Below are 14,016 nucleotides of genomic sequence, written 5' to 3' on the forward strand. Positions count from 1 at the left end.
TTGGGCGGCCGCGCGCCACCGGGGCCGGGGGGGCGGGCTAGGGGCCCCGCCGCCCCGGGTTGGGGGGGGGGGCCCCGGCCGTGCGGGCGGGCCTGCGGATCAGTGGTGGCCGTGTCCGCTGGCGATCTCCTGGTGCTCCTCGACGGTGGGCTTGGCGATCTGGCTGCCCTCGCCGTAGAAGCCGCGGGAGAACTTGGCCCGGGCGCGCGCGAGCAGGCCGGCCTTGCGGGCCACCCCGTTCTCGTCCACCTCGGCCGGCAGCACGTGCGGCTGCGGCTGGTCGTGCGCGGTGAGCGTGTAGAGGCGGCCCTGCGGCAGCGGGGCGTGCACCTCGATGTACTCCCCGTGCTGCAGGCGGTTGATGACGCCGGTCTCGCGGCCGTGCAGCACCTTCTCCTTGTCGCGCCGCTGGAGGCCCATGCACCACCGCTTGGTGATCACGAAGACCACCACCGGCACCACGAAGAAGCCGATCCGGGCCGCGTTGGTGATCGTGTTGATCGACAGGTGGAAGTGGGTGGCGAGCAGGTCGTTGCCGCCGCCGGCGAGCAGGACCAGGTAGAGGCCGATCCAGGCCGCGCCGAAGGCCGTCCGGACCGGGGCGTTGCGCGGCCGGTCGGCCATGTGGTGCTCGCGCTTGTCACCGGTGACCCAGGCCTCCAGGAACGGGTAGCCCCAGATCGCCGCCAGCACCAACGGGAAGATCATCAGCGGGACGAAGACGCCCAGGTTCAGGGTGTGGCCCCAGAGGCCGATCTCCCAGCCCGGCATGATGCGGATCAGGCCCTCGGAGTACCCCATGTACCAGTCGGGCTGGGCGTCCGTGGACACCTGGTCGGGACGGTACGGGCCGTACGCCCAGATCGGGTTGACCGTGGCGACCGCCGACATCGCCGCGATGATGCCGAACACCAGGAAGAAGAAGCCGCCCGCCTTCGCCATGTAGACCGGCATCAGCGGCATGCCGACCACGTTCTCCTCGGTCCGGCCGGGCCCCGCGAACTGGGTGTGCTTGTGGTAGAAGACCAGGATCAGGTGGGCCACCAGCAGGCCCATCATGATCCCCGGGATCAGCAGGATGTGCACGGTGAACAGCCGGGGCACGATGTCGATGCCGGGGAACTGGCTGCCGAAGAGGAAGAACATCAGGTACGTGCCGACGATCGGCACGGAGAGGATCGCACCCTCCATGAACCGGATGCCCGTGCCGGAGAGCAGGTCGTCGGGCAGCGAGTAGCCCATGAATCCGTCGAACATGCCGAGGATGAGCAGGCCCGCGCCGAACAGCCAGTTGATCTCGCGCGGCTTGCGGAACGCCCCGGTGAAGAACACCCGCATCATGTGCACGAACATGGCGGCGACGAACACGATCGCCGCCCAGTGGTGGATCTGCCGGATCAGCAGGCCGCCGCGTCTGTCGAAGCTGATGTCGAGCGTCGAGGCGTAGGCCTCGGACATCGGGACGCCCCGGAGCGGGAGGTACCTGCCCTCGTAGATGACCTCGCCCATGGAGGGCTTGAAGAAGAGGGTCAGCCAGACGCCGGTGATGATGATGATGATGAAGGTGTACAGGCAGATCTCGCCCAGCATGAAGGACCAGTGGTCCGGGAAGATCTTGCGGAGGTTGGACTTGGACAGGGCGTAGATGCCGAGCCGGCCGTCGGTCCAGTCGGCGAGGGCCTCGGCCTTGTTCGCGGGCGCCGCCCGCGTGCTGGTGACCGGTCCCGGGCCCGACTGCTGCGGGGCGCTCACGACGGGCTCCCCGGCGTCCGCTGCGTACCGGCCGGGGAGCCCGACTGCGGGGCTGCCGGCCGGCGGATTGATGTGATCATGGGACCTCTCGATACGGGGCCGCCGGGTGCGCCGGCGTGCGGATCCGCCGACCCGCTGACCCCGTTGCTCAAAGTGATGGAGCGCTTACTCTGTCATGCTGTCGGCAGGGGGCCGCCTGTGCACGTCCATCGGCCCGTCCGGCCGCTCGTGTCGGCCCGTCCGGGGGTGTCCGCGCCGTTCGGCCGCCGGTGGGAGCCGGCGTGGTGCGCCCGGGTGCTGTTCCGCGGGCGCCGGACCGGTTCGGCGCGTGCCGTGCACGGGAACGGCGCACCTCCGGGCCTACGCTGCGCCAATGGTGGATCACCGTGAACTCTTCGAGGACGTGACCGCGACCCTGGCCCGTGCGGGCTTCGACACCGGGCAGGGGCCGTCAGGCCTGCGGATCGGACATCGGCCGCAAGGGGTCGTCGTCGGCTGGACGCCGGTTGACCAGGCCGGCCCGGACGGCGGTGAGGACGCCGGGACGCCGCCCGCCGAGGGCGTCCGGGCGGCGGTGAGCGGGGCGGTCGCCCTGGTGCTCCGGGAGTCCGGCTACCGGGTGACCGAGACCGGGACCGACGGCGTGCTGGTCACGGCCGGCCCGCCCCCGGCCGAGGACGGGGGCGCGTGCGGCGCCGGACCGGAGCCGGCCGCCGTCCCCGAGCAGTGGTGGGGCTGAGACCGGCCGTCAGACCCCGGGCGTCCGCCCGCGGGGCGGCTCGGCACAGCCGTGCCGGTCGTGGTCGTGGCCGTTGTGGAGGTGCAGCTGGTGCACGGGCAGGACCAGCCAGCAGGCGGCGAACCAGAGCATCACGCCGGCGGTGATCCCGGCCGCCGTGCTGCCGCCGGTCGCCACCCGGAGCAGGAGCAGCAGCGCCGAGCCGATGGTCAGCGACAGCAGCACCAGGCCGGCGCCGACCAGACGGGCGGCGCCGTCCACCAGCTGCGGCTTGAGCCGGCGGCCGGCCAGCACCCGGTGGTAGGAGACCGGCGCGGTGAGCGCGCCGGTGGCCAGCGCGCCGAGCACCACGGTCACCACGTACAGGCCGCGGTCGAAGGCGCCGAGCCCGGCGAAGCGCGGCATGAAGACGACGCTCAGCAGGAAGCCGAAGAGGATCTGCGAGCCGGTCTGGGCGACCCTGACCTCCTGGAGCATCTCGCTCCAGCGCCGGTCGGCGCGCTCCTCGGGCGACTCGCGCCGCCCCACCCGCGGCGCCTCGGCGGCGGGGCGGCCGGTCTCCGGCGGGGCCGGGCGGCCGGTCTCCGGCCAAGTCAACGTGATCGCCTCCAACGGCAGGCTGCTTCTGGGGGCTCCGCCCGGATCAGGCGTGTATCCGGAGCCCACGCGGGCAAACGCCGGGGCATGGACGATGCGGAGGTCACCTCGGTGTGGCCGGCTGCGGCCGGGAGCATGCCGCGGAGACGGGCCGTCCGGGCGGTCCGGGCACGCGCGCGGCATCATGAGGATGACGGCGCCCCGCCGTCGCCACCGGACCGGGAGCCTGGAATGGAACGGGCAGGAACAGACAGGGGTGGGGAGGACGGACAGGCGCGGCTGCTGCTCTCGGCGCGCAGGGTCGGGGACGTCCGGGTGGTCGCGGTGGCGGGGGAGCTGGACCACGACACCGCGGACGGGCTGCGGTCCGTGCTGGCCGCGCCGGCCGGCGGCGGGACCGGCCGGATCGTGGTGGACCTGAGCGGGCTGCGGTTCTGCGACTCCACCGGGCTGAACCTCCTGCTGCGGGCCCGGTTGGACGCAGAGGAAGCCGGGTTGAGCCTGGAAGTGGCGGGCCCCACCTCGGCGGTCGCCCGGCTGTTCAACGTGACGGGGGCCGACACGGTGCTGCGGATCCACCCGAGCGTCGAGGCCGCGCTGGTGGCCGGCCCGCCGCCCGGGGGCCCGGTGTCCGGCGGCCCGGCGTCCGGCGACACCGGACCCGGCGACGGCGGGGAATGAGGGGCGACGCCATGAGCGTGCCCGGTGGACGTCCTCTTCCCGGTGGTGCTGCGGCCCCGGCCGAGACGCGGCGGCTGGCCCTTTCCGGGACGGAGGGGGCGGTGCTCCGCTGCCGGGACTTCAGCCGGCGGGCGCTGCTGGACTGGCACTGGCTGCCGGCCTTCGACGCGGAACAGCAGGCCGTCGCCGAGGACGTCCTGCTGATGGTCTCCGAACTGGTCACCAACGCCTGCCTGCACGCCCCCGGCGGACCGCGGGAGCTGCTGCTCGACTGGGACGCCCGCCGATTGCGGGTGGAGGTGCGGGACGACAGCCCGGTGCAGCCGCGGCTGCGTCCGCACGCGGATCCGGGCCGGCCGGGCGGCCACGGTCTGCGGGTGGTCGACCGGCTGGCCCGGGCCTGGGGGTCGCTGCCGGAGGGCGAGGGCAAGTCGGTCTGGCTGGAGGTGCCCTCCCCGCTGGCCGGCCGCCTGTACTGGAACCACCACCACCGTCGGCCGGCCGGCTGAGCGGCGGCGGCCCCGGCACACACGCACCCCAATGCACGCACCCTCACGCGCGCACCTCAGCGCACGGACCCCAGCCCACGGCCGGGTCCGGGCTCCGGCGGGGGCGCCGGGTCCGGGGCCGGGAACGGCGGCCGCGGCGGGGGCAGCGGGTCGGGCTCCTCGCCCGGCCGCGGTCCCGGGTGCGGGTGCGGGAACGGCTCGGTGTCGGGATCGGGGGGAATCGGTACGGTCATCGTCCTCCCGTGACCCGGTGCGCCCCGCCCGGTGCGCGCGGACCGGTGGTGCTCGTACCGGTGCTCCCGTCCGGGGCTCGATGCTCGGGGCATGATGCCTCCTCGTCTCGTTTCACGTGGGCGCGCCTACCCGGGTGCCGCGGGGCCAATCGGCGCGGCACGCACGCCCGGCCGAGCACCCGGGAGCCGGCGTTTCCGGCCGCGGAGACGCTTCCCGCCGCGGAGACGTTTTCCGCCGCACGGAGTGGAAAGCCGCACCGCGGGGGCGTTGCCACTGCGTGGCCCTGCGCGAGCAGCCCGCGCGGGGACGCCGCCGCCCACCGGCGCCGGGTGGACCCGACCGGCCTATCGTGGAAGGGCACGGCCGTCGCGGGCGCAAGGAGACGATCCCGATGAACCGCCGCACGCCGAAGAAGCCCGAACCGGACCTCGTGCCCGGCGGCCTGTCCGTCTCCACCCGCGCCTGGGCCGGTGGCTCCGTGCTCACCCTGCGCGGCGAACTCGACCTCGACACCGTCGAGCTCGTCCACACGGCCCTCGACGAAGTGCTGCGGACCCCCGGCACCGTCGTCGTGATCGACTGCGCCGGCCTGGAGTTCTGCGACTCCACCGGCCTGAACGCGCTGCTGCGGGCCCGGGCCGTCGCCGACGGCGGCGGCAGCCGGATCGAACTCGTCCACCCCCGGCCGCTGGTGCTGCGGATGCTCGAACTGACCGGGGCCACGGACGCCTTCCCGATCCGCGACGGGCTGCCGGCCTGACCGCCGCGGCCCGCCCCCCGACGGCCCGGTGCCCCGGGCCGTCCCGCCTGTCACCCTGCACGATCCGGTGGCACAGTGGAAGCCGGGACGGCGGTCGCCGTCCTCCGCGGCTGGGGCCGTCCGGACGCCGTCCCCGGCTGTGCGGCCGAACCGGAGGCGGGACCAGTGGACGACCTTCCGGCGACACCGCCGTCCGCCACCCCGCAGCCGCCCCCGGTCCCGTCGGTGGAGCTGGCGGAACAGGGGTTGCGACGGCTGCTGGCGGGGCTCACGGCGGTGCGCGACGGCGACTTCGGCACCCGGCTGGCGCTGGACCAGCCGGGCCTGCTCGGTGAGATCGCCACGGTGTTCAACGGCATGGCCGACCAGCTGTCCCGGGTGACCTCCGAGGTGACCCGGGTGGCCCGGGAGGTCGGCACCGACGGGCGGCTCGGCGGCCAGGCACAGGTCCCGGGGGTCTCCGGGACGTGGCTGGAGCTGACCGACTCGGTCAACGCCATGGCCGGCAACCTGACCTGGCAGGTGCGCAACATCGCCCAGGTCACCACGGCGGTGGCCCGCGGCGACCTCACCCAGAAGATCGAGGTGGACGCGCGGGGCGAGATCCTGGAGCTGAAGAACACCGTCAACACCATGGTCGACCAGCTGTCCTCGTTCGCGGACGAGGTGACCCGGGTGGCGCGGGAGGTCGGCAGCGAGGGCCGGCTGGGCGGCCAGGCACAGGTCCCCGGGGTGGCCGGGACGTGGCGTGACCTCACCGAGTCGGTCAACTCCATGGCGGGCAACCTCACCGCCCAGGTGCGCGCGATCGCCGAGGTGGCCACCGCGGTCGCCGAGGGCGACCTCACCCAGAAGGTCTCGGTCGCGGCCCGGGGCGAGATCCTGGAGCTCAAGACCACCATCAACACCATGGTCGACCAGCTGTCCTCGTTCGCGGACGAGGTGACCCGGGTGGCGCGGGAGGTCGGCACCGAGGGCCGGCTCGGCGGCCAGGCGGACGTCCGGGACGTCTCCGGCACCTGGCGCGACCTCACCGAGTCGGTCAACGTGATGGCGGACAACCTCACCGCCCAGGTGCGGGCGATCGCCGAGGTGACCACCGCCGTGGCCGACGGCGACCTCACCCAGAAGATCCGGGTCGACGCGCGCGGGGAGATCCTGGAGCTCAAGGAGACCATCAACACGATGGTCGGCCAGCTCTCCGCCTTCGCGGACGAGGTGACCCGGGTGGCCCGCGAGGTCGGCACGGCCGGCAACCTCGGCGGCCAGGCCACCGTCCGGGGCGTCTCCGGCACCTGGAAGGACCTCACCGACAACGTCAACGTGATGGCCTCCAACCTGACCGGGCAGGTCCGCTCGATGTCCGAGGTGGCCACCGCGGTCGCCCGCGGCGACCTCTCGCGGAAGATCACCGTCGAGTCCCAGGGCGAGGTGGCCGCGCTCGCCGACGCGATCAACACCATGGTGGACACGCTCTCGGTGTTCGCGGACGAGGTGACCCGGGTGGCCCGCGAGGTCGGCACCGAGGGCATCCTCGGCGGCCAGGCCCGGGTGCCGAACGTCGCCGGGACGTGGAAGGACCTCACCGAGAACGTCAACTCGATGGCGACCAACCTCACCAACCAGGTCCGCAACATCGCCCAGGTCACCACCGCCGTCGCCAACGGGGACCTCACCCGCAAGATCGACGTGGACGCCCGGGGCGAGATCCTGGCGCTCAAGACCACCATCAACACCATGGTCGACACGCTGTCCGCGTTCGCCGCCGAGGTGACCCGGGTGGCGCGGGAGGTCGGCAGCGAGGGCCGGCTCGGCGGGCAGGCCGAGGTCGAGGGCGTCTCCGGCACCTGGAAGCGGCTCACCGAGAACGTCAACGGCCTCGCCGGCAACCTCACCCGGCAGGTCCGCGCGATTGCCGAGGTGACCAGCGCCGTCGCCGCCGGGGACCTCACCCGCTCGATCACCGTCGACGCCTCCGGCGAGGTCGCCGACCTCAAGGACAACATCAACGCGATGGTCGGCTCGCTGCGCGAGACCACCCGCACCAACCAGGATCAGGACTGGCTGAAGACCAACCTCGCCCGGTTCTCCGGCGCCATCCAGGGCCGCCGCGACATCCGGGCCGTCGCCGAGATGATCACCGACGAGCTGACGCCGCTGGTCGGCGCGCAGTTCGGTGCGTTCTACCTCGCCGAGGAGACCGGGGCCGGTACCGAACTCGTCCTGATCAGTCGCTACGGCCGCCCGCTCGACGCCGAGCAGCAGCGGCTGCGGCCCGGCGAGTCCCTGGTCGGGCAGGCCGCCCGCAGCCGCCGGACCATCACCGTCGACGCCCTGCCGCCCGGCTACGCCACCATCGCCTCCGGCACCGGCGCCGCCGACGCCCGCGCCCTCGTGGTGCTGCCGATCGCCCTGGAGGAATGGCTGATCGGCGTCATGGAGTTCGCCTCCGTCCAGTCGTTCAGCCAGGTCCACCGGGACTTCCTGGCGCAGTTCGCCGAGGCCTGCGGCGTCAACATCGGCACCCTGCTGGCCAACGCCCGCACCGACGAACTGCTCGGCGAGTCCCAGCGGCTCACCGCCGAACTCCAGGCCCGTTCGGAGGAGTTGCAGGAAGGCCAGGAGGAGCTGCGGCGCTCCAACGCGGAGTTGGAGGAGAAGGCCGCGCTGCTGGCCGAGCGCAACCGCGACATCGAGGCCAAGAACCTGGAGATCGAACAGGCCCGCCAGGAGCTGGAGGAGCGCGCCCGGCAGCTCTCCCTCACCTCGATGTACAAGTCCGAGTTCCTGGCCAACATGAGCCACGAGCTGCGCACCCCGCTCAACAGCCTGCTCATCCTCGCCCAGCTGCTCGCCCAGAACCCGGCCGGCAACCTGACGCCCAAACAGGTCGAGTACGCGGGTGTGATCCACTCGGCCGGCTCCGACCTGCTCCAGCTGATCAACGACATCCTGGACCTCTCCAAGGTCGAGGCGGGGAAGATGGAGTTCAGCCCCGAGCCCTTCGCCGTCCGCGAGCTGCTGGAGTACGTCGACGCCGCCTTCCGGCCGCTCGCCGACCAGAAGGACCTCGCCTTCACGGTCACGGTCGACCAGGCCGTCCCCGCAGAACTCCTCACCGACCAGGCGAGGTTGCGCCAGGTGCTGCGCAACCTGCTGTCCAACGCGATCAAGTTCACCGACACCGGGCAGGTCGAGCTGCGGATCGAACGCGCCGGCCGCGACGACCTCCCCGCCGAACTCGGCCAGGCCGGCGCGGCCGTGGTGTTCCGGGTCGAGGACAGCGGCATCGGCATCGACCCCGCGCACCTGGACAGCGTCTTCGGCGCCTTCCAGCAGGCCGACGGCACCACCAGCCGCCGGTACGGGGGCACCGGACTCGGCCTGTCGATCAGCCGCGAGCTCGCCCGGCTGCTCGGCGGCACCATCACCATCCGCTCCCGGGTCGGCGAGGGCAGCTGCTTCAGCTTCTACCTGCCCCTCGGCGAGCTCCGGACCGACCCCGCGGCGGGTGACGAACACCCCGCCAGGCCCGCCGAGGAGCCCGACGGGCCCCGGGTGCTGGTGGTCGAGGCCGATCCGCCGGGGCTGCTCACCCTGCTCGCCGCCGGCGCCGCCGAAGCGCTCGCCGACGGGGCCCAGGCCGGCCCGCCCGCCCGGACCCCGCCCCGGATCCGCACGGCCGGCGACCGGACCGAACTGCGCGCCGCCCTCGCGGAGGGCCGCTACCGCTGCGTGGTGCTCGACCTCGGCCGCTCCGCCGACCTCGCCCCCGCGGTGCTCGCGGGCCTCGACGAACGCGGGGAGGAGACCCTCGTCCTCGGCTACCGCGGTGACGGAGGCCCCGCCGGCGGCCAGCCCGTACCGGCCGGCCCCGGCCCCGGTGGCATCGAACTCGTCACCGGCCTGGACGAGTTGCGCGAGCGGCTGATCCGCTGCCTGGGCGGTCACCGGCCCAGGGCGGCCGCGCCCCCCGCGCCCGCCGGCGCCGGCCGGCACCCCGACGAACCGCTGGCCGGCCGGACCGTGCTGATCGTGGACGACGACGTGCGCAACGTCTTCGCCCTCACCTCGGCCCTGGAGGAACGCGGCCTGACCGTCCTGCACGCCGCCGACGGCCGGGCCGGGCTCGACCTGCTGCGGGCTCACCGCGAGACGGCGCTGGTGCTGATGGACGTGATGATGCCCGGCCTCGACGGCTATGCGGCGATCGGCGCGATCCGCGCCGACGCGCGGCTGGCCCGCATCCCGGTGATCACCGTCACCGCGAAGGCGATGCCCGGTGACCGGGCGAAGAGCCTGGCCGCCGGAGCCGACGACCACGTCACCAAGCCGGTCGACACGCCCGCGCTGCTCGACCGGATGCGGCAGCTGCTGGGGGCGGCGTGACCGGGGACGGCGGCCAGGGCGTCGCCCGGCCCGGAAACGGCGGGCCCGGAAACGGCGGGCCCGGAAGCGGCGGGCCCGGGCCCGTGGAGGAGCCCGCCGCCCTGGCCCTGGCCGGCACCGTCCGCCGGCTGCAACGCGGCCTCGACCGGCTCCGCTCCGAGGAGCGCGACCGGGCCGCCGTGGACGTCGCCACCGGCATCCTCGCCGAGCGGCTGCGCTGCACACCCGCCGAGGCCGCCGTCCACCTCGCCCGGCTCGCCCGCGACGCCGGGCAGCCGGCCGCGGTGCTCGCCGCCGACATCGCCGGGCTCCCCGGGTTCACGGACGACCAGCCCGCCGCCGGGCCCACGTCCACGGCCGACGGCCGGCCGGCACCCGCGCCGCCCGGGCCGGCCCTGGCCGCCACCCCCGACCTCGTGCACGCCGCCGCGGCGGTACTCGACCAGACCGCCGGGCCGCTCGGCGTCCACGCCGTCGCCGTCTGGCAGCGGCTGCCCGGCGGAGCCCTCGCGCTGGCCGCCCACGCCGGGCTCTCCGCCGCCGAGGCCCGGGCCTGGGACCGGGTGCCACCCGGCGTCGGCACCCCGGCCGACCTGGCCGTCCGCACCGGCCACGAACTCTGGCCGGACGACCCGCAGCTGTGGACCGCGGCGGGGCCGGCCCCCGACGAGGCCGGCCGGGCCGTCCTCCCGATGGCCGAAGGCGGCCGCTGCCGCGGGGCCCTCGAACTGCGCTGGCCCGGACCGGCACCCCCGCTCACCCGGGCGCTGCGCCGCCAGCTCCACGCGCTCGCCGACCTCTGCGCCGGCCTCCTCGACGCGCCGCACCGGGCCGGCCCGCCGGACCGGGACGGGCCGGACCAGGACGGGGCGGACCAGGACGGGCCGGTGCTGGACGGCCTGCTCACCCCGGGCCTGCTGCTCGAACCGGTGCTCCACGACGAGGAGGTCGCCGACTTCCGGATCGTCCGGGTCAACGACTCCTTCCGCGACCCGCTCGACCGGCCCCGCTCCGCCGTCGAGGGCGCCTCGATCCTGGAGACCTACCCGACCGCCTGCGCCACCGGCCTGTTCGGGCGGCTGCTCCACGCCCACCGCAGCGGCGAACCCCGGCCCGCCGAGCGCCTGCACCTGGTCTTCCAGAGCGGCGACACCCCGCTGCCCGCCACCGTCCGCCTCGCCGTCGCTCCGCTCGGCCGGCGCCTGCTGGTCAGCTGGCAGCTGGAGACCGAGCGCTCCGGCGAGGGCGACCAGGCCGCCCTGCTCCGCCAGGCCCAGCGGCTCGCCCGGGTCTGCGGCTTCGAGGAATGGGCGGCCGGCGGACGGATCCTCTGGAACGAGGGCCTGGCCGAGCTGTACGGGCTGCCCTCCGGCGCCGCCCCCGTCCCGCTCGCCCGGCTCGCCCGCCACGCCCACCCCGACGACGAGCCCGTCATCCGGCGGCTGCTCGACAGCGTCCAGCGGCGGCACCGGACCTCCTCCGCGGTCTTCCGGCTGGTCCGCCCGGACAGCACGCAGCGCTACACCCGGATCGTCGCCGAACCCCTGCTGGACGAGGACGGCCGGCTCACCGGCGTGCGCGGCGCGTACTACGACGTCTCCTCGCAGCACTGGACCGAGGTCGCGCTCGGAGCCACCCGGGAACGGCTGGCCGACAGCGAGCAGGAGGCGGCCGAACGGGAACAGCTGGCCCTCCGGCTCCAGCAGGCGATCCTGCCGCCCGAGCCGCCCCCGTTCGGCGAAACCGGCCTGCACGCCGCCGTCCGCTACCGCCCGGCGGCCAAGCGCGACCGGGTCGGCGGCGACTGGTACGACGTCCTGGCGCTGCCCGACAAGCGGGTGCTGCTGGCCGTCGGCGACGTGGCCGGGCACGGCGTCGGCGCGGCGACCGGCATGGTCGCGCTCCGGCACGCACTGCGCGGCCTCGCGGTGACCGGCGCGGGGCCCGGCCGGCTGCTGGAGTGGGCCAACACCATCGCGCTGCGCGAGCCGGACCAGGTCACCGCCACCGTCGTCTGCGTGCTCTTCGACCCGGCCGCCGACGAGATCCTCTGGGCCCGGGCCGGCCACCTGCCCCCGATCCGGCTCGGCGCGGGCGGTGCCCAGGTGCTGCCGCTGCCGCACGGCGTCCTGCTCGGCGCCCTGGACGACGCGCAGTACGAGGAGCACACCACCCGGCTGGAACCCGGTGACGTGCTGCTGCTCTACACGGACGGCCTGGTGGAGCGGCGGGACCGCCCGGTCGAGGAGTCCGTGGACCAGCTGATCGAGGTCGCCGGCGCCCCGGGCGCCGATCTGGAGCAGTACCTCGACCGGCTGCTGGAGTGCAGCCCGTCCGACACCGAGGACGACACCTGCCTGATCGCCGTCCGGGCCCCGTAGGCCGCCGGGCGGCGCGGATCCTCGGCCCCGTCCGCGTTAGGCCGGGGCGGGGCCGGGTAGACGCGGTTGCGTGACCGGGGGGTGGACGAAGCCTGAAAGGACGCTCACCATGCTGCTCCTCGGACTACTGCTGATGGCCGCGAGCGGGGCCTTCGCCGGCCTGCTGATCGCGGACAACCTCTCAGGCGGGCCGGAGTACCAGGCGACCGTCCTCGGCCACGACCTCGTGACGCTGAACAGCCTCGCGGTCTTCCTCTCCGGCCTCGCCCTCGGCCTGCTCTTCTGCCTCGGCCTGGTGCTGGCCGGCGTCGGCCGGCGGACCCGCCGCCCGGTGCGTGCCGTGCCCGGCGACCTGCCCGCCCGCCGGGCACGGCACCAGCGGCCCGAGCCGCGGGAAGGCCGGGCCGAGCCCTACGGGCGTGCCGAGCCGTCCGAGCGTCCTGAGCCTTACGAGCGCGCCGGGCCGTCCCAGCCCGCCGGGCCGGCACCCTCCGCCCGGGCGGGCACCGAGGAGCGCACCGAGGAGCGGGCCGCCGTCGGAAGGGAGGGGGAGGAGGACCCGGCCCCGCCCCCGGAAGGCTCCGGCAGCCGGATCCGGCGGCTCTTCGACCACTGACCGTCTCCGCGCCCGCCGTCCGCCCTTCCGCGGTGCGGGCGGGACCGGACGGACGGCACGACCCGAGGACGCCGGAACGCGAAAGGAGGCGCGGCATGACGGGCGGCCGGAGGCCACCGCTGCGCACCGGGCGCGGCCACGGGCCCGTGGCCGCATCACGGGCGTGCCGGCTCTCGCTCTCGGCCCGGCCCGGGGTCGTCGCCGAGTGCCGCGCGTTCACCCGGGCCGTGCTCGCCGACGAGGCGCCCGGCGGAGCCGTGGACGACGCCGTCCTGCTGGTCTCGGAGCTGGTCACCAACGCCTGCCGCTACTCGGCGGAGGCGGGCGCCCTGCTCCTGGTCCGCGGCCCCGGCGTGCTGCGGGTCGAGGTCAGCGACAGCAGCCCGCTGCCGCCGAGTCCGCACCGGCCGCACCCCGACCGGCCCGGCGGCCTGGGCCTCCACCTGGTCGGCCGGCTCGCCCGGCGCTGGGGATGGCGGCGGCAGGGGCCGGGCAAGGTGGTCTGGTTCGAGCTGCCGATGTAGCGCGCCCGCCTGGCTCCGGCGCTCGTCGATGTGGCGCCCGCCCGTGTCGGGCGGGCGCGACCGGGTAGGCGCCCGGCGGATCCGCCGGGTCCCGCGGACCGACGGGTGCGGCGGATCCACCGACTCCCGCGGAGGCCGTCATGCAACTCGCCTTTCTCGCCCCGCTCCTCGACCGGCCCGGCCCCTGGGCGTCCGTCGTCCTCGACACCGCGCACACCACCGAGGACGCCGCCCGGCGCCAGGACCTGCTGGACCGGACCGCCGTGCGCCGGCTCGCCGCGCTGGGCGCTGACGAACCGACCTGCGCGGCCGTGCGGGACCACCTCGCCGCCGAGCCCGCCTCCGGAGCCCCGCCCGGGAGGGCCCTGTTCGCGACCGACGGCGAGGTGGTGCTGGACGTGCCGCTGAGCGGCCCGCCGCCCGACGTGGAGGCGTCCTGGTCGGCACTGCCGCACACCTCGCGCCTGCTGGGCCTGCTCGACGACCACGCCGCCGCCTGCCTGGTCGCCTTCATCGACCGCACCGGCGCCGACCTGGAGGTCCGCGAGCCCGGCCGCGCCGACCGGCTCGGCTCCGTCGCCGGCCCGCAGTGGCAGGGGCGCGGCCCACACCGTGCGCCGCCCGGCGACCGGTCCGACTGGCACTACCGGCACCGTCGCGAGGACGGCTGGGAACGGACGGCCGGGGTGATCGCCGACGAGCTCGCCCGCCGCTGGCCGGAGAGCGGCGCCCGGCTGCTCGTCCTCACCGGCGACGCCCGCGAGCGCCGCGCCGTCCACGACCGGCTGCCGCACCAGCTGCGCGCGGAGGCGGTCGAGGTGGACGGCGGCGGCC

The 14,016-nt window shown here is 75.2% G+C and carries 10 protein-coding genes and 1 pseudogene; 9 read left to right on the forward strand and 2 right to left on the reverse strand.

Features of this window, described 5'->3' with window-relative positions:
- Window positions 1–99: 99 nt before the first annotated feature.
- A complete protein-coding gene (locus ABZ885_RS24360) occupies window positions 100–1,752 on the reverse strand; it encodes a ubiquinol-cytochrome c reductase cytochrome b subunit (protein ID WP_360192340.1) in 1,653 nt (550 codons plus the stop codon).
- Between the two features lie 373 nt (window positions 1,753–2,125).
- Here ABZ885_RS24360 and ABZ885_RS24365 point away from each other — a divergent pair, with 373 nt between their 5' ends.
- Entirely contained in the window at window positions 2,126–2,491 is a 366-nt protein-coding gene (locus ABZ885_RS24365) for a hypothetical protein (protein WP_360192343.1), read from the forward strand.
- A 9-nt stretch (window positions 2,492–2,500) separates the two neighbouring features.
- Here the strand turns inward: ABZ885_RS24365 and ABZ885_RS24370 are convergent, their stop codons facing one another.
- Window positions 2,501–3,019 (reverse strand): DUF6328 family protein, encoded by a 519-nt coding sequence (locus tag ABZ885_RS24370; protein WP_360192363.1) that lies wholly within the window; start codon window positions 3,017–3,019, stop codon window positions 2,501–2,503.
- A 300-nt stretch (window positions 3,020–3,319) separates the two neighbouring features.
- Between ABZ885_RS24370 and ABZ885_RS24375 the strand changes: the two genes are divergently transcribed.
- The 8 genes and pseudogenes from ABZ885_RS24375 to ABZ885_RS24410 all read left to right on the forward strand — a co-directional run.
- Complete coding sequence (locus ABZ885_RS24375; RefSeq protein WP_360192346.1) at window positions 3,320–3,769, forward strand: STAS domain-containing protein; 450 nt, start codon at window positions 3,320–3,322, stop codon at window positions 3,767–3,769.
- Between the two features lie 101 nt (window positions 3,770–3,870).
- Window positions 3,871–4,278, forward strand: coding sequence for an ATP-binding protein (locus tag ABZ885_RS24380; protein ID WP_360192349.1), 408 nt, complete (start codon window positions 3,871–3,873; stop codon window positions 4,276–4,278).
- A 625-nt stretch (window positions 4,279–4,903) separates the two neighbouring features.
- Window positions 4,904–5,272: an STAS domain-containing protein gene (locus ABZ885_RS24385; protein WP_360192351.1), complete on the forward strand. Its 369-nt coding sequence runs from the start codon at window positions 4,904–4,906 to the stop codon at window positions 5,270–5,272.
- Window positions 5,273–5,497: 225 nt separating this feature from the next.
- On the forward strand, window positions 5,498–9,661 hold the full coding sequence (locus ABZ885_RS24390) for a HAMP domain-containing protein (RefSeq protein WP_360192365.1): 4,164 nt from the start codon (window positions 5,498–5,500) through the stop codon (window positions 9,659–9,661).
- 83 nt (window positions 9,662–9,744) lie between these two features.
- The gene (locus tag ABZ885_RS24395) at window positions 9,745–12,042 is read left to right on the forward strand and encodes a SpoIIE family protein phosphatase (protein ID WP_360192354.1); all 2,298 of its coding nucleotides are present in this window, start codon (window positions 9,745–9,747) and stop codon (window positions 12,040–12,042) included.
- A 109-nt stretch (window positions 12,043–12,151) separates the two neighbouring features.
- Window positions 12,152–12,658 carry a hypothetical protein gene (locus ABZ885_RS24400; RefSeq protein WP_360192357.1) on the forward strand — a complete coding sequence of 169 codons (507 nt, stop codon included), beginning with the start codon at window positions 12,152–12,154 and terminating at the stop codon, window positions 12,656–12,658.
- Window positions 12,659–12,753: 95 nt separating this feature from the next.
- Window positions 12,754–13,182, forward strand: a complete 429-nt coding sequence (locus ABZ885_RS24405) for an ATP-binding protein (RefSeq protein WP_360192360.1) — start codon at window positions 12,754–12,756, stop codon at window positions 13,180–13,182.
- Window positions 13,183–13,322: 140 nt separating this feature from the next.
- Window positions 13,323–14,016: pseudogene (locus ABZ885_RS24410) on the forward strand (hypothetical protein); the annotation flags it as partial.

The sequence above is a fragment of the Kitasatospora sp. NPDC047058 genome (assembly GCF_040643935.1).
GTDB lineage: Bacteria > Actinomycetota > Actinomycetes > Streptomycetales > Streptomycetaceae > Kitasatospora.

Coding starts and splice junctions, on each gene's coding strand:
- ABZ885_RS24365 (WP_360192343.1), top strand. CDS start 2,126: ATGGTGGATCACCGTGAACTCTTCGAGGACGTGACCGCGACCCTGGCC.
- ABZ885_RS24375 (WP_360192346.1), top strand. CDS start 3,320: ATGGAACGGGCAGGAACAGACAGGGGTGGGGAGGACGGACAGGCGCGG.
- ABZ885_RS24385 (WP_360192351.1), top strand. CDS start 4,904: ATGAACCGCCGCACGCCGAAGAAGCCCGAACCGGACCTCGTGCCCGGC.
- ABZ885_RS24400 (WP_360192357.1), top strand. CDS start 12,152: ATGCTGCTCCTCGGACTACTGCTGATGGCCGCGAGCGGGGCCTTCGCC.
- ABZ885_RS24405 (WP_360192360.1), top strand. CDS start 12,754: ATGACGGGCGGCCGGAGGCCACCGCTGCGCACCGGGCGCGGCCACGGG.